General features: G+C 67.6%; 17 protein-coding genes and 1 tRNA gene. 7 read left to right on the top strand and 11 right to left on the bottom strand.

Annotated elements, in window-relative coordinates:
* Nucleotides 1–157 precede the first annotated feature (157 nt).
* The 6 genes from AC1RN0_RS13940 to AC1RN0_RS13915 form a co-directional block, all read right to left on the bottom strand.
* Nucleotides 158–622 carry a DUF805 domain-containing protein gene (locus AC1RN0_RS13940; protein WP_492788054.1) on the bottom strand — a complete coding sequence of 155 codons (465 nt, stop codon included), beginning with the start codon at nt 620–622 and terminating at the stop codon, nt 158–160.
* A 45-nt stretch (nt 623–667) separates the two neighbouring features.
* On the bottom strand, nt 668–1,516 hold the full coding sequence (gene dapD, locus AC1RN0_RS13935) for a 2,3,4,5-tetrahydropyridine-2,6-dicarboxylate N-succinyltransferase (protein ID WP_492788053.1): 849 nt from the start codon (nt 1,514–1,516) through the stop codon (nt 668–670).
* Nucleotides 1,513–2,178 carry a pyrimidine 5'-nucleotidase gene (locus AC1RN0_RS13930; protein ID WP_492788052.1) on the bottom strand — a complete coding sequence of 222 codons (666 nt, stop codon included), beginning with the start codon at nt 2,176–2,178 and terminating at the stop codon, nt 1,513–1,515. The genes dapD and AC1RN0_RS13930 overlap by 4 nt, the downstream gene beginning before the upstream one ends.
* Nucleotides 2,175–3,089, bottom strand: a complete 915-nt coding sequence (argB, locus tag AC1RN0_RS13925; protein ID WP_492788051.1) for an acetylglutamate kinase — start codon at nt 3,087–3,089, stop codon at nt 2,175–2,177. Before argB ends, AC1RN0_RS13930 begins: the two co-directional genes overlap by 4 nt.
* A 55-nt stretch (nt 3,090–3,144) precedes the next feature.
* Nucleotides 3,145–3,429 (bottom strand): type II toxin-antitoxin system RelE/ParE family toxin, encoded by a 285-nt coding sequence (locus tag AC1RN0_RS13920; protein ID WP_492788050.1) that lies wholly within the window; start codon nt 3,427–3,429, stop codon nt 3,145–3,147.
* Nucleotides 3,430–3,691: 262 nt separating this feature from the next.
* Nucleotides 3,692–5,143 carry an AMP nucleosidase gene (locus tag AC1RN0_RS13915; RefSeq protein ID WP_492788049.1) on the bottom strand — a complete coding sequence of 484 codons (1,452 nt, stop codon included), beginning with the start codon at nt 5,141–5,143 and terminating at the stop codon, nt 3,692–3,694.
* A gap of 116 nt (nt 5,144–5,259) precedes the next feature.
* Between AC1RN0_RS13915 and AC1RN0_RS13910 the strand changes: the two genes are divergently transcribed.
* Together AC1RN0_RS13910 and AC1RN0_RS13905 are read left to right on the top strand one after the other, a co-directional pair.
* Complete coding sequence (locus tag AC1RN0_RS13910) at nt 5,260–5,673, top strand: response regulator transcription factor (RefSeq protein ID WP_492788048.1); 414 nt, start codon at nt 5,260–5,262, stop codon at nt 5,671–5,673.
* 97 nt (nt 5,674–5,770) lie between these two features.
* Complete coding sequence (locus AC1RN0_RS13905; protein ID WP_492788047.1) at nt 5,771–6,310, top strand: DUF4199 domain-containing protein; 540 nt, start codon at nt 5,771–5,773, stop codon at nt 6,308–6,310.
* 3 nt (nt 6,311–6,313) lie between these two features.
* Here the strand turns inward: AC1RN0_RS13905 and AC1RN0_RS13900 are convergent, their stop codons facing one another.
* On the bottom strand, nt 6,314–6,715 hold the full coding sequence (locus AC1RN0_RS13900; RefSeq protein ID WP_492788046.1) for a hypothetical protein: 402 nt from the start codon (nt 6,713–6,715) through the stop codon (nt 6,314–6,316).
* Nucleotides 6,716–6,815: 100 nt separating this feature from the next.
* On the opposite strand from AC1RN0_RS13900, the gene AC1RN0_RS13895 reads away from it, so the two are divergent.
* The 4 genes from AC1RN0_RS13895 to AC1RN0_RS13880 all read left to right on the top strand — a co-directional run bounded on the left by AC1RN0_RS13895 (nt 6,816) and on the right by AC1RN0_RS13880 (nt 9,520).
* The gene (locus tag AC1RN0_RS13895) at nt 6,816–8,063 is read left to right on the top strand and encodes a dicarboxylate/amino acid:cation symporter (protein ID WP_492788045.1); all 1,248 of its coding nucleotides are present in this window, start codon (nt 6,816–6,818) and stop codon (nt 8,061–8,063) included.
* Between the two features lie 80 nt (nt 8,064–8,143).
* Nucleotides 8,144–8,908: a crotonase/enoyl-CoA hydratase family protein gene (locus AC1RN0_RS13890; protein WP_492788044.1), complete on the top strand. Its 765-nt coding sequence runs from the start codon at nt 8,144–8,146 to the stop codon at nt 8,906–8,908.
* A complete protein-coding gene (locus tag AC1RN0_RS13885) occupies nt 8,909–9,337 on the top strand; it encodes a PaaI family thioesterase (protein ID WP_492788043.1) in 429 nt (142 codons plus the stop codon). It begins immediately after the preceding gene.
* Nucleotides 9,338–9,430: 93 nt separating this feature from the next.
* Nucleotides 9,431–9,520: transfer RNA gene (locus AC1RN0_RS13880), tRNA-Ser, on the top strand.
* A 934-nt stretch (nt 9,521–10,454) separates the two neighbouring features.
* Here the strand turns inward: AC1RN0_RS13880 and AC1RN0_RS13875 are convergent.
* Nucleotides 10,455–11,408, bottom strand: a complete 954-nt coding sequence (locus tag AC1RN0_RS13875) for an alpha/beta hydrolase (RefSeq protein ID WP_492788042.1) — start codon at nt 11,406–11,408, stop codon at nt 10,455–10,457.
* A gap of 140 nt (nt 11,409–11,548) precedes the next feature.
* Nucleotides 11,549–13,864, bottom strand: coding sequence for a TonB-dependent receptor (locus AC1RN0_RS13870; protein ID WP_492788041.1), 2,316 nt, complete (start codon nt 13,862–13,864; stop codon nt 11,549–11,551).
* A 190-nt stretch (nt 13,865–14,054) separates the two neighbouring features.
* On the opposite strand from AC1RN0_RS13870, the gene AC1RN0_RS13865 reads away from it, so the two are divergent.
* The gene (locus AC1RN0_RS13865) at nt 14,055–15,335 is read left to right on the top strand and encodes an MFS transporter (RefSeq protein WP_492788040.1); all 1,281 of its coding nucleotides are present in this window, start codon (nt 14,055–14,057) and stop codon (nt 15,333–15,335) included.
* Nucleotide 15,336: 1 nt separating this feature from the next.
* Here the strand turns inward: AC1RN0_RS13865 and AC1RN0_RS13860 are convergent, their stop codons facing one another.
* Both AC1RN0_RS13860 and AC1RN0_RS13855 read right to left on the bottom strand, forming a co-directional pair.
* On the bottom strand, nt 15,337–16,629 hold the full coding sequence (locus AC1RN0_RS13860; protein WP_492788039.1) for a TetR/AcrR family transcriptional regulator: 1,293 nt from the start codon (nt 16,627–16,629) through the stop codon (nt 15,337–15,339).
* 52 nt (nt 16,630–16,681) lie between these two features.
* Nucleotides 16,682–17,956: a DUF1254 domain-containing protein gene (locus tag AC1RN0_RS13855; protein WP_492788038.1), complete on the bottom strand. Its 1,275-nt coding sequence runs from the start codon at nt 17,954–17,956 to the stop codon at nt 16,682–16,684.
* Nucleotides 17,957–18,115 lie beyond the last annotated feature (159 nt).

The following is an 18,115-nucleotide window of genomic DNA, read 5'->3' as shown; positions in this document are numbered from 1 at the left end:
ACGCTCCGCATTAATCATGGATGGCATTTCAATTGTCTCGTGACTTGCTGCCTGCCCAGCAGCGGCCAGAGACAACAAGTCTCGGGTGCGATCAACGCCGGAACGCGTGTACGCTGTGCTTTCCTGTGGATCATCGGGGATGAAGGACGGGAACCCGTCAGGTGCGCGCGGAGCGCCCTCCGCGCCGGTACGGCGCCGGCGCGGGGCCAAACCGGTTGGGCCCGGTCACGCCGCGCAGGAACCCGACCTCGACGATGGCCCACAGTTCGAAGAGCAGACCGACGCCGAGCGCGGCCAGGGCGACGACGCCGCCGTCGCCGGTCCTGTCCGTCAGCAACTGGGCGATGATGAAGCAGGCTGACGGGATGGCCCAGAAGACCAGCAGCCATCGCGCGCCCTTGCCCCGGTCATGCAGGCGGCGAACCAGCGTGGCCACATTGATCGCCAGAACCGGCAGGATCAGGACAAGCGGTACCGCCGCGATGTCGCCGGCGCCCATAGCGACAAAGATCGTCACGACCCACAGCGCGACGATCACCAGCGACGTCCAGAGCTGGACGCGCCAGTAGGCCAGGCGCGAGGCCCGCCCCTGGAAGCTGAACAGGGCCTTCAGACGCTGCATGGCTATTCCCCCGACGCAACCCTAAGGGGAAGACGGTGCGCGTGGCTAGTCCCGAAGAAGATCGTTGATCGACGTCTTGGAGCGGGTCTGGGCGTCGACGGTCTTGACGATCACCGCGCAGTAGAGGCTCGGCCCGACGCCGTGCGGGTCGGGCAGGCTGCCCGGGACGACCACGCTGTAGGGCGGCACCCTGCCGATGTGCACCTGACCGGTCTTGCGATCGACGATCTTGGTCGAGGCCGACAGGAACACGCCCATCGACAGCACGCTGCCCTGGCCGACGATGACGCCTTCGACGACTTCGGAGCGGGCGCCGATGAAGCAGTCGTCCTCGATGATCGTCGGGTTGGCCTGCAGCGGCTCCAGAACGCCGCCGATGCCGACGCCGCCCGACAGGTGGACCCGCTTGCCGATCTGGGCGCAGGAGCCGACCGTGACCCAGGTGTCGACCATGGTCTCTTCATCGACGAAGCCGCCGATGTTCACGAACGACGGCATCAGGATGACGTTCTTCGCCACATAGGCGCCGCGGCGGACGATCGCGCCCGGCACCGCACGGAAGCCGGCGGCCTCGAACTGCGGCGCTTCCCAGCCATCGAACTTGTTGGCCACCTTGTCCCACCAGGGGCCGACCGCGCCGCCCATGGCCCCGGCGCGCATGACCGTGTTGGGGTTCAGGCGGAACGACAACAGCACCGCCTTCTTGGCCCACTGGCGGACGACCCACTCGCCGTCGATCTTCTCAGCGACGCGGACCTTGCCCGAGTCGAGCAGGGCGAGGGTCTCCTCGACGGCCGTGCGGACCGGCCCCTGCGTCGCGGTGGAGACGTCGGCGCGGGCCTCCCACGCGGCTTCAATCTCGGTTTCCAGATCAGCGAGCGTCACGGCGGTCATGCGTCAGGTTCCTTCACCCGGATGGCGTTGAGGAAGTCGGCCAGGTGCCTGGCGCGGTGGTGAACGAAGGCGGCGGTCGACTCGGCGGCGTGAGGCCCGACCAGTACCGTTGTCATCCCCAGCGCCGCGGCCGGCGCGAGGTTGTGCTCGCTGTCCTCGAAGAAGGCGGCGCCGGCGGCGGTCACGCCGTGGCGGGCGATCATCATGCCGAAGGTCACCGGCGAGGGCTTGGGGATGTAGCCCGCCGCCGCGATGTGGAAGATGTCCTCGAAGACGTGGGCGATGCCCAGCTTCTCGAGGACGCGTTCGGCGTGGCTGGCCGAGCCGTTGGTGAACACCAGCCGCCGGCCGGGCAGCCGTTCCAGCCCGGCGGTCAGGGCCGGATCAGGCTGCAGGGCGTCGAGCGAGACGTCGTGGACGGCGGTGAGGAAGTCTTCCGGATCGATGCCGTGGTTATTGGCCATCAGGCCCGCCAGGGTCGTCCCGTGCTCATGGTAGTAGCGCTTCTGGATCGCCCGGGCCTCTTCGCGGGGCAGGCCCGTGACCCGCTCCGTGAAGTCGGTCATCCGGCCGGCGACCAGCGTCATGACCTCGCTCTCGATGGGGTAGAGGGTGTTGTCGAGGTCGAACAGCCAGGTGTCGATGTGGGTGAGGTCGCTCACGCCTTCACCAGGGTTCCGGCGCCGTGCTCGGTGAACAGCTCGACCAGCATGGCGTGCGGGCGGCGGCCGTCGAGGATGACCACGGCTTCCACGCCGGCGTCGATCGCGGCGATCGCCGTCTCGAGCTTGGGAATCATGCCGCCGTTGGCGACGCCCGTGCGGATCAGTTCGAAGGCCTCGGCGACGGTCATCTGGCGGATCAGGTCGCCGTTGGCGTCCTTGACCCCCGGCACGTCGGTCAGCAGCAGCATGCGCTTGGCCTTCAGCGCCCCGGCGATGGCCCCGGCGACCGTGTCGGCGTTGACGTTGTAGGTCTGGCCCGACTCCGACACGCCGATCGGCGCGATCACCGGGATGTAGTCATGCTCCGAGGCGATCAGCACCTCGATCAGGGTCGGGTCGATCTTCTGCGGCTCGCCGACGAAGCCCAGGTCGACGACCTGCTCGATGTTGCTGTCCGGATCCTTCTTCGTGCGGCGGGCGCGGGTCACCGTGATCAGCCGGGCGTCCTTGCCCGACAGGCCCACGCCCCGAACGTCCGCCTCGCGGCCGGCGAGGGTGATCCAGTTGGCGATTTCCTTGTTGATGGCGCCCGACAGAACCATCTCGGCCACTTCCATCGTCGCTTCGTCGGTCACGCGCAGGCCGTCGATGAAGGTCGACTTGACCCCGGCGCGGTCGAGCATGGCCGAGATCTGCGGCCCGCCGCCATGCACGATCACCGGATGCAGGCCCATCAGCTTGAGCAGCACGGCGTCGGCGGCGAACAGCTTGGCGACGTTGTCCTCGCCCATGGCGTGGCCGCCGTATTTGATCACGACCCGTTCGCGGTCATAGATCTGGATGTAGGGCAGGGCTTCGGCGAGGGTCTTCGCGGTCGCCCAGCCGGCTTCCTCGGTCTTGTCGGTCACGGCGCTGAGCTCCCGGATCTTCGCTGCGGTGCGATAGCGGATGGGAACCGGCGTGTCACCGCTCTTCGCGGCTGTGGAAGATGCGGAGGACGTACACCTCCCCCGGCGCTATCCGGTACTGGATGACGTAGCCGGCGCGACCAAAGCGCACGAACGCCTCGCGCAGCTCGCCGTCCGGCGAAAGATGGCCACGCTCGGACATCCGGTCGAGCGACCTGAGCCTGTCGCTGATTGCCGCAACGGCCGCCCTCCACGCTCCTGGATTCTTAGGGCTCAGAAAGTCGGACAGGCGACGAATATCCCGTCGAGCCAGGGTCGAGATTTCGACGCGCCGCTTCAAGCCTTGGCGGCCTGCCGCCTTTCGATCTCCGCGGTCAGCTCAGCAATGAACTCATCCACCGACATTGTGCCAGCGTCTGTTCTCTGGTGCTCTTCCCATCGCTCCCGGGCAATCGACCAGCGGTCGCGAACCTGGGCCTCAAACACAGCGCCCGATTCCGCAACGCCGGTCGGCTGCGCCTCAAGTGGCGCTTCTTCATCGGTGGATCTTGGGGAGCCAGCCATCATCTCAACATACGCCGAAACGCCCCGTCGGAAAAGCTCTATCTAAAAGGCGGCTCGTCGAATGCCCGCAACTTTCGCGAGTGTAGGTTGGGGCCCTCGGCGCGCAGCAGATCGACCGTGGCGATGCCGATCTGCAGGTGCTGACTGATGGCGCGTTCGTAGAAGGCGTTGGCCTGGCCGGGCAGCTTGATCTCGCCGTGCAGCGGCTTGTCCGAGACGCACAGCAGCGTGCCGTAGGGCACCCGGAAGCGATAGCCCTGGGCGGCGATGGTGGCGCTTTCCATGTCGATGGCCACGGCGCGGCTCTGGTTGAAGCGCAGGGCCGAGGAGGTGTAGCGCAGCTCCCAGTTCCGGTCGTCGGTGGTGACCACCGTGCCGGTCCGCAGCCGGCGCTTGAGGCTCTCGCCGCTCTCGCCGCTGACCTGTTTGGCCGCGTCATAGAGCGCCCGTTGCATCTCGGCGATCGACGGGATGGGGATGTCCGGCGGCAGGACCTCGTCCAGCACATGGTCGTCGCGCAGATAGGCGTGGGCCAGCACGTAGTCGCCGATCGTCTGGCTGCCGCGCAGGCCGCCGCAGTGGCCGATCATGATCCAGGCCTGGGGCCGCAGCACGGCCAGATGGTCGGTGATGGTCTTGGCGTTCGACGGACCGACGCCGATGTTGACCAGGGTGACCCCCTGCCCGCCCTCGGCGATCAGGTGATAGGCCGGCATCTGGTGACGTCGCCACGGGCCGTTGGCCACGGTCATTTCCGGGTTCGGCGTGTCCTTCGTCACCGTGATGTTGCCCGGCGCCGAGAGGGCGGTGAAGCGCGTGCCCGGCGCCTTGAGCTGCTCGCAGCCCCAGCGGACGAACTCGTCGACGTAGCGGTGGTAGTTGGTGAACAGGATGTACTGCTGCACGTCCTCGGCCGGCGCGCCGGTGTAATGCTTGAGACGGGCCAGCGAGAAGTCGGTGCGCAGGCCGTCGAACAGGGCCAGCGGCCGCGACGCCTCCAGGACCGGATCCCACAGGCCGTCCGCCACCTCGTCGCCGATGTGGGCGAGTTCGGTGGTCGGGAACCAGCGGGCGATCTCGCTGGCGCTGACGTCGGCCATGGCGATGTCGCCGCCGTCGAGCACATAGGGGAACGGGATTTCCTGCATCGACCGGCCGACGTCGAGCTCGACGCCGAAGTCCTGGATCATCAGGGCCAGCTGTTCGACGAGGTAGTCCCGGAACATGTGCGGCCGCGTAACCGTGGTCGCGTAGTGACCGGGCAGGCCGATGCGGGCGTAGGCGCGGCTGATCCGCGGGTAGCCGTTCTCGCCGCTCCAGTGCATCCGCAGCTCGGGATACACGAACGCGCCATCGGCCCGCAGGGCGGGGTCGGGGCGGGTTCCGGTTGTCAGGAAGGTCTTCAGGGCGCCCCTCAGGGCGGAGACGGACCGTTCGTATTCTTCAATAAGCCGCTCGACGATGGCGGCTGCTTCTTTCTCATGTGTCATGACCGCTTATAGCGACATGGAACCAATTTGGCGAGACGGGGGCGAGCAGGGTTCTCCGAACCGTCGCAAACCGCCGCACTGGCGCGCGCGGAAAACCGCCCCTAGGCTCGCCGGTCATGTGGAAGACGGTGCTGATCTACGGCCTTGTCCTGGCCCTGGGCGCGGTGGCGCTGCAGTGGCTGGACTACCGGCTCTGGGCCCGGGCCCATGCCGGGCAGGTATGGGTCGGCCTCGTCGCGGCCGGCTTCCTCGGCCTGGGCGTGTGGGTCGGGGCGCGGCTGTTCCGGCCGGTGGCGGCGGGCGGATTCGAGACCAACACGCCAGCGCTGACCGCGCTCGGCATCACCCGCCGCGAGCACGAGGTGCTCGGCCTGCTGGCGGCCGGGCGGTCCAACAAGGAGATCGCGCGGCAACTCAACCTGTCGCCCAACACCGTCAAGACCCACATCGCGCGGCTCTACGAGAAGCTCGAGGCCGTGCGCCGGACGGACGCCGTGCTGCGGGCCCGCGAACTGCGCCTGATCCCGTAGGACCTTCGGGCGAGTTTTCCGAAATCACCCTTTTGGGCGATTGTTCGCGAGCGACCGGACGGCTTCTCCTGCGGCCGTCAAACAACGGGGGACTCCCATGCTTCGCACCATCCTGATTTTCGGACTCGCCGCCGGCGCCGTCGTCGCCCTGCCGATGAACCTGATGATGATCTTCGGCCAGCCGGGTCACGGCAGCCATTCGATGGTCACCGGCTACCTGGTCATGCTGCTGGCGCTCAGCCTGACCTTCGTCGGCGTCAAACGCTATCGCGACCGTACGCTGGGCGGCGTGATCCGCTTCCTGCCGGCCTTGCTGGCCGGACTGGGCATCAGCGTGGTGGCCAGCGTGATCTACACGATCGCCTGGGAGATCACCCTTCACGCGACCCACTTCGCCTTCATCGACGACTACAGCCGGGCGATGATCGCGGCCGCCCGCGCGAAGGGCGACTCGGCCGCCGAGGTCGCCCGCATGAGTGCGGAGATGGAGCGATTCCGGACGCAGTACGCCAATCCGCTGTTCCGGCTGCCGATGACCTTCGTCGAGATTTTCCCGGTCGGCGTGCTGGTGTCGCTGGTGACCGCCGGCCTGCTGCGCAACAGCCGCTTCCTGCCGATGAAGGTCGCCTCGACCTGACCGTCAGGTGACGATGCGCGTCGCCCGCCCCGCGCCTTCCAGGCGAAACGGCCGGGCGTAGGCGGCGGCGGCCGCGCGGGTCAGGGCCTCGAGCTGCTCGAACAGCGCGGGGTCCTCGGCGCGGAAGTTGAAGCAGCTCTTGCCCTGCATGCGGGCCTTCAGCCCGGGCGGGATGGTCGCGGCCAGGGCGGCGTGGCTGTAGACCGGCATCAGATGGTAGCTGACGTAGTTTTTCATCCTCTGCACGCCGCCGAACCACATCGGCTGGCCCGGCATGCGCGGGTTGTCCCAGGACGCCAGAAAATGCACGCCGCGCTCGCCGGCCGCCTTGACGGTCATCTCCGGAGCCGCCCGTAGCATCAGGGCGGTGAGGGTCTTCGCGAGACTGTCCAGATCACTGCGCATGGCCGTCCGCTCCTCCGCCGAAGGGGCACTCTAGCGCATGCGCATGGACGCGGCGCGCGATCCCGGTGAAAAAGGGTGTTCGGATTTCCGGGGACCCCGCATGAATCGCCTGTTCACGCTGCTGATCGTTATCGCCATGGTCGGGGGGATCGCCGTCGGCGCCTGGTGCAACCAGCATTTCCACGACCCCGAGCAGATCAAGCAGATCGTCGGCTGGTTCAAGGTGGTCACCGACGTCTTCCTGCGGCTGATCAAGATGATCATCGCGCCGCTGGTGTTCTCCACCCTCGTCGCCGGCATCGCCCACATGGGCGACGCGGGCAGCGTCGGCCGGGTCGGGGCCAAGACGATGTTCTGGTTCATCTCCGCCTCGCTGGTCTCGCTGCTGCTGGGCCTGGGGATGGTCCACCTGCTGCAGCCGGGCGTGGGCCTGACCCTGCCGGTCCCCGACGCGACCGCGGCCACCGTCGATACGGCCAAGTTCACGCTGCAGGAGTTCATCACCCACGTCTTCCCGAAGTCGATCTTCGAGGCGATGGCCAACAACGAGATCCTGCAGATCGTGGTCTTCTCGATCTTCATCGGGGTGGCCGTCGCCAGCCTCGACGACAAGGCCCCGCAGGTGCTGGTGCTGGTCGAGCAGCTGGCCGCCATCATGCTCAAGGTGACCGGCTATGTGATGCGGCTGGCTCCGCTGGCGATCTTCGCCGCCCTCGCCGCGACCGTGACCCAGTACGGGGTGGAGATCCTGACGATCTACGCCAAGTTCATCGGCGGCTTCTATCTGTCGCTCGGCGTGCTGTGGACGACCCTGGCGCTGGCCGGGCTGCTGTTCGTGGGCCCCCGCATCTTCCGCCTGCTGGCCAGCGTCTGGCAGCCGACCCTGCTGGCCTTCGGCACCGCCAGCTCCGAAGCCGCCTACCCGCGCACGCTTGAGGCGCTGCAGAAGTTCGGCGTCAGCCGCAAGGTCGCGTCCTTCGTCCTGCCGCTCGGCTACTCGTTCAATCTGGACGGGTCGATGATGTACTGCACCTTCGCCACCCTGTTCATCGCCCAGATCTACGGCATCGAGATGAGCGTCAGCCAGCAGGTCACCATGCTGCTGCTGCTGATGGTCACCTCCAAGGGCATGGCCGGGGTGCCGCGCGCCTCGCTGGTGGTGATCGCCGCGACCCTGGCCTACTTCAAGCTGCCGGAGGCGGGCCTGGCCCTGATCCTTGCGGTCGACCAGGTGCTCGACATGGGCCGCTCGGCGACCAACGTGGTCGGCAACTCCGTCGCCGCCGCCGTGGTGGCGAAATGGGAAGGCCAGCTGGAGAAGCCGGACCCGGACGCCGTCGCGGCCTAGGACCGTTTCGAAAAACGACTTGCCTTCCCCGCGCGGCGCCCGCTCACAGTGGGCGGACCGGTTTTCGCGGGAGCAGGACCATGACCGTAACCCTCACGCGCGACGGCGAGATCACCGTCGTGGCCATCGACCGGGCGGAGCGGCGCAACGCCGTCGACGGCCCGACCGCCCGGGCGCTGTACGACGCCTTCAAGGCGTTCGACGCCGATGACGCGGCGTCTGTCGCCATCCTGACCGGAACCGGCGGCAACTTCTGCGCCGGCGCGGACCTCAAGGCCATCGCCGGCGGCGGCGGCAACCGCGTCGAGCCGGCCGGCGACTTCGGCCCCATGGGCCCGACCCGCCTGCAGCTGTCCAAGCCGGTGATCGCCGCCGTCGAGGGCTTCGCCGTGGCCGGCGGGCTGGAGCTGGCCCTGTGGTGCGACCTGCGCGTGGCCGCGCGCGGCGCGACCTTCGGCGTGTTCTGCCGCCGGTTCGGCGTGCCGCTGATCGATCTGGGCACCGTCCGCCTGCCGCGCCTGATCGGCCAGTCGCGGGCCATGGACCTGATCCTGACCGGTCGCCCGGTCGACGCCGGGGAGGCGCTGGCCATCGGCCTGGCCAATCGCGTGGTCGAAGACGGTCAGGCGCTGTCGGCCGCGATCGCCCTGGGCCGGCAGATCGCCGCCTTCCCGCAGGGCTGCCTGCGCAACGACCGCCGCTCGGCGCTGGACCAGTGGAGCCTCGACTGGGACGCCGCCACGGCGCGCGAGATCGCGCTGGGTCTGGATACGCTCAAGTCCGGCGAGACCGTCGCCGGCGCCGCCCGCTTCGCCGGCGGCCAGGGCCGTGGAGGGGCCTTCTGAATGACCGACACCGTCATCGAGCTCGCGCCGCGGTTCGCCGAAGGCCAGAAGGGCCACCTGCCCGGGATCCTCGGCATGGAATGGGAGACCGTCCAGCGCGGCCTGGTCCGCGGCCGGTTCACCGTCGCCAAGCACCACATGGCCCCCAACGGCTTCCTGCACGCGGCCAGCGTCATCACCCTGGCCGACAGCGCCTGCGGCTACGGCTGCGTCGCCTCCCTGCCCGAGGGCGCGAGCGGCTTCACGACGATCGAGCTGAAGACCAACTTCATCAGCACCGCCCGCGAGGGCGTCGTCGCCTGCGAGGCGCGGCTGGTCCACGGCGGCCGCACGACCCAGCTGTGGGACGCCGAGGTGCGCCACCAGGACACCGGCAGGGTCATGGCCCTGTTCCGCTGCACCCAGGCCGTACTCTGGCCCAGAGCCTGAACCGCAAACAGCCGCTTGCGTTCGGAGGAACGCGTCGCTAGGTTCCGCGCCTTCGCACTCAGGGGGTCCAGGCCCCCTACACCCGGCGTCTACGGAGAGGTGGCAGAGTGGTCGAATGTACCGCACTCGAAATGCGGCGTGCCTGGAAGGGCACCGTGGGTTCGAATCCCACCCTCTCCGCCACCCGAGCCCATAAGGGCTTGATTTTAAATGATTATTTTCAACTGAAATGTCGGCGCCCCAACTAGGGCCCCAAAAACGTCGCTCATAGACAGTCGAGCCCGAGCAAAACGCACGCCGCTCTTTTAGTGAGCCGCCCCTTCGCGCGCGCGCGCGTAGTGGTTCACTAATTCAATGCGGCCCGACAACGACAGCCCCCCCTCGCCAGGGCAACGCAGACCCGGCCGCGTATTTGCGGCGTTTTTTCGCGGAGCCCCATCTGTGACGGCGGACCAGCCCCGGCCGCTCGACTGTGGACGCGCCAAGTGACAACCAGCACCGGTTTCCGATGGGCGAGCCCTGAGGTTTGCCAGGGCCCCGGTGTTACTGTTTCTAAGTTGGGCAGGCCCACACCGGTTTCCATTTGGCGGGACCCAAGCATTTTGCCCCCCTGGGAGTTGCCAGACGTGAAAGGTGGGCAATTCCGCCGACCTGGAAGCAGACACCGCCAACTTCCGAGAAGCGTGGGAAGCAGACATCCGCAACCAGGGCTTTGACAAAACGACCGCGTCGCCTGTGCAGAGGTGGTTGCGTATGTCGGCGTAAAGAAGCTGGTCGGCGAGGTGGCCCGTCAAACCAGCGCGACCACAACCTTCGCTGTCCAGCGCCGCCAAGATCGGGGCACGGGTCGTGCCGTGACGACTGTTCAATGCAAGGCACGGTGGAAGCGTGAGCCGCCGTTTTCCCTGTGCACATGGATGGTTCAGGACCCGTCCGAGCACGAACCCGAAGATCGCACCAAGCGGGTTTCCGCGACCGTGCAATGGCACCCCCAGGATGACCAGACACGCATCGGTGGCCTGCTCGGGGCCTCCGGCGCCGGGCAGGCAAATCGGCAGGGTAGGCTGCCAGACCGGACCCCTCCTGACTCTGCGCCCGCAGTCGCCGCCCCGGCGTTCTACGCCAGCGCCCTGGCGAGGGCGTCGGTGCTGTCGCGTCGGGCCATGGCGGCGATCGTCACGCCGGGCGCCACGTTGAAGGCGTGGAAGCCGCCGGGATAGACGTGCAGCTCCACCGGCACTCCGGCGCGCAGCAGGCGTCGGGCGTACTCGAGGTCCTCCTCCAGGAAGAGGTCGAGCGAGCCGGTCGACAGGAAGGTCGGCGGCAGTCCGGACAGGTCTTCGGCCCGGGCAGGCGCCGCGTAGGGCGAGACGCCGTCGCCCCCGGGCGCGTGGCCCAGCAGGCTCGACCAGCCGAAATGGTTGTTGTGGGCGGTCCAGATGTACTCGCCGACGAAGGGATGGGGGTCGCTCGCGACACAGGTCCGGTCGTCCAGCATCGGATAGATCAGATGCTGGAAGGCCAGGCGGTGCTGGCCGCGGTCCCGCACCAGCAGCGCCAGCGCCGCGGCGAGGCCGCCGCCCGCGCTTTCGCCCATGACGCCGACCCGCGCGGGATCGACGTCAAGCTCGCCGGCGTTGGCGAACAGCCAGGCCAGGGCCGCGTAGCAGTCCTCGACCGGCCCCGGATGCGGCGTCTCCGGCGCCAGGCGGTAGTTCACCGACACGATGCAGCAGCCGAGATTGGCGGCCAGCGGACGATGCCCCCCCTCGTTCTGGGCGGCGTCGCCGGCGACATAACCGCCGCCGTGGATGTGGAAGATGCAGGGCAGCGGGCCGGCGGCGCCGCGTGGTCGATAGATCCAGACCTCGACCTCCGGCGCCCCCGCGGGTCCCGGGACCTTGCGCACGGTCAGGTCGGTGCGGGCGACGTCATCGGGACTGACCGGGAACCACGGCGGCCGGGCGCGCATCGCCGGCAGCATCTCCGCGCTGATGGCGACGGTCGGAAACGCTTCGAGCATCGGCAGGAGCTGCGGGTCGACGAGGTGGCGGCTGTCGGGCTGGGTCATGGTCAGAAACCTGGTGCGCGAAAAGAGACGCCACCACACGGGCCGTAGCCCGTGCGGTGGCGACAGGACGGGGCGTCCTGACTTCCGGATGTCCGGCCGGTCGTCAAGACGCGTCCATTCGGGAGGGCGCCCGATGAGGGTTAGAAGTCGACGCGGAGGGTCGCACCCACCGTCCGGGGATCGCCGACGTTCGAGAACAGGCCGCCGTTGTTGCCGATCGGCACCTTTGTCGTGAGGTACGCCTCGTCGAGCAGGTTCCTGGACCAGACGTAGGCCGTCCAGCCACCGTCGGCCGAGCGGACGCCGATCCGGGCGTTGACCAGGCCGCGCCCCTCCAGCTCGGTGTAGCGGGAGTTTCCGGTGCTGCCGATCTTCGAGCGGTACGAGTAGTCGAGGCCGACGAAGAGTTCTCCGAGCGCCACCGGCGCGCGGTACTCGCCGCCACCCGACCAGGCCCACTTCGGCACGCCGGCCACCTGGCCGCCGGTCAGATCGCAGGACGCCAGGGTGATGTTCTCGAGACCGCAGGCCGCCGCAGGATAGTCGGTGTAGGTCGCCTCGGTCAGGGCGCCGGAAGCGTAGAGCGACAGCTGGTCGACCGGCCGAGCCTGCATGTCGAACTCCAGCCCGCGCGTGCGGACCTCCGGCACGTTGGCAAGATAGAGTTTCACCAGGGCGGCGTCGTAGATGTTGGCCTGGTAGTCCTTGGCCGTCTCTTGGAAGAGGGCGAGGTTCAGGGTCATGCGACGATCGAACAGACGGGTCTTGAGGCCAGCTTCGATGCTGTCGACCTGTTCCGGCGCGATGATCTTCGGCACGGCCGTCGGCAGCGCGGCCAGATTGACGCCGCCCGTTTTGTAGCCGCGCGCGGCGTTCGCATAGATCATCACGTCGTCGGAGACGTCATAGGCCATGCCAAGCTGGCCGGACCATTTCCGGTCACTGTCCGCAGCGTCGTAGCTGATGTTGGGCGCGAAGCCGGCGCGGAGGGCGGTGAAGAAGACCAGCGGGATGCCGACGAGCGGCACGCCGCCGCTGGCCACCTGGTCGAAGGTCCCCGCCTTCTTGTCATAAGTGTATCGCAGGCCGCCGGTGACATCGAGACGCGGCGTCAGATGCCACGTCGCCTGACCGTAGGCGGCATAGCTGGTGGACTTGATCTTGCCGTCGCCGACAGTCCGGACGCCTTCCAGCACTGCGCCTGGAACAGCCGCACTGACGTAGGTGTAGGCCGCCGCGGCCCCGTACTCGGTGATGGTCTCGTTCTTCAGGTCTTCGCGGAAATAGTAGAGGCCCGCGACATAGTCGATCGTGTTCTCGCCCGTGGAGGCGATCCGCAGTTCCTGGCTGTACTGATCCTGGTTGTCCGAGACGCTGGCCTGACGGAACAGGTCCAGCGGGCTGGCGTCGAGGTCATTGGAGGGCGTCCAGTCCCAGTAGCGCCACGCCGTGACCGACGTGACCGTCATTCCGGGCAGATCCCACTCCGCAACGGCCGAGGCGCCGCCGGTTTCCTGCCGCGCGAAGACCTCGACATTGGTGTTGGTGCGGCGCGCAAACGGCTCGACGACGGGGGTGTAGCCGAAGTGCTGCGAGATCGCGACGAAGTCGGCGCCGTTGGAGGGCGTGACGATGTCGGACAGGACCTGGGCGCAACAGTTGGTGTTCTGCTGGCTGAAGTCGCCGGTCAGTCGGACGCTGAAGGTGTCCGACGGCTTGAAGAGCAGTTGCCCCCGCAGCATCAGGTTCCGGTAGCTGTTGACCTGGTCCCCGGTCGCCACGTTGGTGTAGAAGCCACTGCGGGTCGTGTAGGAGGCCGACAGGCGACCGGCGACCGTATCGCCGAACAGTGGACCGGAGACCGAGAGCTTGCCCTGGGCATAGGCATAGTCGCCGGCGGTCAGCTCGACACGGGCTTCGGGATCAAAGGTCGGCGCGGCCGTCGAGACGGCGACAGCCCCCGCCGTGGTGTTCTTGCCGTAGAGGGTGCCCTGGGGCCCCCGCAGGACCTGCACGCTGTCGATGTCGATCAGATCGAACGTCGCCGAGGCCGGACGGGCGTAGTAGACCTGATCTACGTAGAAGCCGACCCCCGGCTCCAGGCCGTCGTTGGCGAGATTGCTGGCGCTGCCGAGGCCGCGGATATTGATCTGCGAATTGCGCGGATTGTAGGCCGTGAACTGCACGCTGGGCAGCATCTCGGACAGCTGGGTGATGTTGGTCGTATTGGTGTTGCTGAGAGTCTCGCCGCCAAGCACCGAGACCGCCGCCGGCACATCCTGAACGTTTTCCACCCGGTGGCGGGCGGTGACGACGAGCTCGCCAACGGTCGCGTCGTTCGGTTCATCGGCGGCCTGGGCCGTCAGGGGCAGGCCCACGAGCGGAATGCAGGCGGCGCCGGCCAGCAGCAGCCGCTTCACCGCCGAAGCCCGATCGCGCGCAGTTGAAATCATCATGGTGTCGCCTCCCCCTCGGAGCCAGATCAACGGTTCAAGCCGGTGATCATTTTACGTTCTGGTATCGCATACCACCCTGTCGAAAACAGTGCGTCAAGCGATTTTGACAAATCCGTATCCATTGGCGCTGAAGTGTTGCATGTAGCCTGTGGCGGCGTCGCCAAAACGGGGACCAGGCGGGGGAGCGGGCATGGGCAGTCGACGGCAGGAATGGCGGCAGGGGTGGCCAACGCTGGTCGGCGCGGCGCTCGGCGCGGCCGCCGGCATCAGCCTGTACAGCAACGTCGCGGGCCTCTTCATCAAGCCTCTCGGCGAGGCGTTCGGCTGGGGACGCGGACAGATCGCCCTGGGCGGCGTCGGCGCGCTCATCGTTTCCCTGACCGGTCCCTGGCTCGGCGCCGCGGTTGATCGGCATGGCGCCCGACCCTTCATCTTCGCGGGCGGATTTCTGTTCGCGCTGACCTACCTGATGCTCGCGGCCATGCCGGGTCCGTTCTGGATCTATCTCGCGATCATGGTGTTCATCGGCGTTCTGGCGGGGCCGTCGACCGCACCGCTGGTGTTCATGCGTCCGCTGGTCGCGGCGTTTGACCACAGCCGAGGCCTCGCCCTGGCGATCGGCATCAGCGGAAACGCCTTTGTCGCGATCGCCGTGCTGCCCCTGTTGCAGCACGTCATAGCCCTCTGGGGATGGCGCGCGGGCTTCGCGATGATGGCGCCCGTCGCCCTGGTCATGGGGCTGGGGTCCTGGTTCTTCCTCGGCCTCGCGACGCGCACGTCACCGCCGGCCCCGGAGACCGAAGGCGAAGCGGCGCAAGACATCGCGGGCCTGTCGTTCCGTCAGGCGCTCGGCGATGGCCGGTTCTGGCTGATGGCGGTCTGCATGCTCGCCGTCAGCGTCGCGATCGGCGCCTTCGCCAGTCAGTTCCAGCCGCTGCTGTCCGATCGCGGGATCCCCGGCGCGACCGCCGCACTGCTCGGATCCTGGTATGTCGCCTGCATCGTGACGGGCCGCCTTGTCTGCGGCGTGCTGCTCGACAGGCTTTGGTCGCCCGGCGTGGCCTTCGTGGCCATGGCCCTGCCGATCATCGGAGCCAGCCTGTTCCTGGTTCCGGGCGCTCCCTTCTGGCTACTCTTCGCCGGCGCGACCCTGATCGGCCTTTCGCAGGGCTCGGACGGCGACGTCCTGGCCTTCTTCGCGGCGCGATACTTCGGCCTTCGATCCTACGGGATGATCATGGGTCTGCTGGGCCTGATCGCCGGCCTGTCCGGCGTGGCGGGCGCAGTGCTTGGCGGGGCCATTTTCGACCGGAACGGGAACTATGACGCGATGATCTGGATGGTCATCGGCCTCAGCGGCGTCGCCGCCACGAGTGTCCTGGTCTCGGGTCTCCTCAAGGGGCTGCAGTACGCGCCCCTTTCGCCCGCCGACATCGAGGAAACCGCAACGGAAATGAGCCCGGGCGGTTAGCCTAGAGGGGTTTCAGGCCGAGACGCAGGACATCCTGGACTTCGACCGCGATCTCCATCTTGCGCTCTGCGCCGCCCTCGATGGGGCTCCTGGGAAGCCAGTTGGGGGCGAGCGGCATCTGCATGAGAAGGCAGTTCTGATCGACGTCGCGGATCAAGCCTTCCTGATACAGCCCCTCCAGCAGTCTCTTGAACCGCAGGAATACCTCGGCGCCGAGCGCCTTGAGCTCGGCCCTGTCAAGTTCCGGGAGGTTCACGTAGCTGGTCGTAACCCTGAGAAACTCCACGTCTTCCATCATCGACACCAGCGCGCCGGCGCGCTGCTGGCTGACCACGCAGTCCAGAACCGGCACGCCGGATCGACGCTGAATGTCGAGTTGGGCCTGCATATAGCGGTTCTGATCTACGAGCCGTCCGTAGCAGGCCGACACAATGGCCTGCTTGTCGCCGACATACTGGTAGAGCGTTCGCTTGGTCGCCGACAGCTCGGCGGCGATCTCGTCCAGTGAGGTGCCGTCGATGCCCTTGCGATTGAACAGCCGCGACGCGGTCAGGAGGATCTGGTCGCGCTTCGCCGCGGCCAGACCCTTACGGTCGAACCCCGCGACAGATCTTGGCCGCAGAGGCGTAAGGTCGATGAGGGGCGGATTGATCTTCGCCCTCCTGTCGACCACCCAGCCGTTGGCAAGGACGTCTGTCAGGGTGTCCGCAAAGAGCTTCCGATCCAGCTGCGGCTGGTCAACGCCGTCCATGGGCCAGCGGATCATGACGGCGGCGCCGAGGATCAGGCTCAGGATCGTGCGCGCCACGACCGGATAGTCACAGACCCGGATATCTCCCGTCGTTGCGCCGGCCTCGAGGATGCCGGTCAGTCGCGACACCACCCCTTCGTAGAGCGCCAGAACGGTCTCGCGATCGGTATCGCGAAGGACCCCCATTTCATTCAGGGCCACGAGCTCAGGTTCGTCCGGCGATACGGCACGTGCGACAAATGTCTGCACCACATCCAGGGCATTGGGGCCGGCGGCGACAGCCTCGCCCAGGTGCCGGGCCAGCAGCTCGCAGGTGCGCCGGTAGACCTGGAATACGAGGTCCTCGCGATCCTCGATGTAGTAGTAGAGCGCCGCGCGAGAGATCCCCAGTTCGGCGGCGATGTCGCGCAGCGAACTGTCCGTTAGACCGAGCACATTGAGGTGGCGGGCCGCCTCGTCGATCAGTCGGTCGCGGCGCGACTTCTTCTGGACGGGCGGAGCCCCGGCCGCCTTCGCCTGTGCGCCTGCCGCGGTCCTGGTCATGACGGTTTCACGCCGGTGATCATCATGGGTCTCGGTCGCCTGAACGTCGTCATCAGTCAACCGGCAACACGGGCGGCAAGCGATAGTGACCGCCCAGAAGCTCGGCCCGCGGCAGATAGGCCCGCAGGTTCAGGGCGAACGGACCAGCGGGCGCCGGCAGCCAGTTGCTTTCCAGCCCGACGCCGGGGCTTTCGTGGCCGATCCAGATATCGAGGGACCCGTCGTCCCCATAGACCACCCCGGGGGTGCGGTCCCCGATCAGGAATCGATCGAGCGGGTTTTCGACGAAGAAATACTGCCCCTCTGACGTGGGCTCGTAGAGGCTGAGCGACCAGAAACCGTCGACCGGAATTTTCCGGTCCGCTGGAATATGCAGCCGCCAGAGCCGGGTCCCGTCATAGTGTCCCTGGTCGGGGCCCGCGCCCCGCATATACATCGCCTCGACCGGTGGCAGGGCCGCCAGTCCGACCAGGGCGACGACAGCGCGGTAGCCGTAGGCCTGGCCGAAGTCGCCAAGGCTGGAGGCCGGATAGATCCAGCCATCGACGACGCTGTTGGCGGCTGCGCCGCCCACCTTGAACAGGGTTGCGCGCGCCAGGTCGAGCCCTTGCTGGATCGCAGCGCCCTCCTCCGCGGTGAACCGGTCGGCATGGAACTCACCGGCGCCGATACCCAGCGGCGCGATCCGCCGCAGCAGCGCAAGATCGGTCACGGGCGGCGGATTGGCGGCCATCAACGCATCGGCGCTCGCCAGATATTCCGCCCAGGGCGCGGACCTGTGCGCCCGTCGCGGCGGCGGCGGCGCCGCCGGCCCCTGGATCGAGAGGCCTGCCTGCACAGCGCGCGCGCCATCGAGATCCTCCGGCCCCTCCACGAGGATACGCGCCAGCAGCCAGACGTCATTGGTCGGCGACCGGATGACACGCTCGCCGCCCGCCGCGTCGTTCGGCCCGACAAGCCGGAACGTCCCGCCGTCCGGGCCGGTCGTCCGCGAACCGAGAATGGCGAAGTTGTTGGTATACATGTCCATCAGCGCCACCGAGAGGTAGCGGTCACCGGAGGGGGGAACCACCACGGTGACGGACCCCTGGCTGAGGTCCAGGTGGGCGCTGGAGTAGAGGGTGTCGTTGTTCGGCATCGTCACGAGGCGCGCCTCGTGCGTCAGCAGGTCGCGCACATGGCTCAGCGTATTGAGGCGCCCCCCCTTTGCCGCTTCCCGGGACCGGGTCATGGCCATCTCGATCAGCGGCAGGGTGAAGAACCAGGCTTCACGCGCGGCCTCGCGCAGGCCGTCGAGGCGGGAGGCGGAAGTCGGTGCTGACGTCATAGGCGATCTCCGGACGATGCAGGCCGTCGCCGAGGTAAGGCGGCGAGCCCGCCTACCAATCTAGCCAACAATGAAGATCGACGCGATAGGGCGAAGTGATACTTATGCGTAAATTTCCTTGACCCATGAACGGGCGTCGCCATGGTGTCGCGACACTCC

The sequence above is a fragment of the Caulobacter sp. GW821-FHT12F03 genome, from assembly GCF_058806855.1.
The sequence above is the reverse complement of the archived record's forward strand: the minus strand, read 5'-3'. Positions and strand labels throughout refer to the sequence as shown.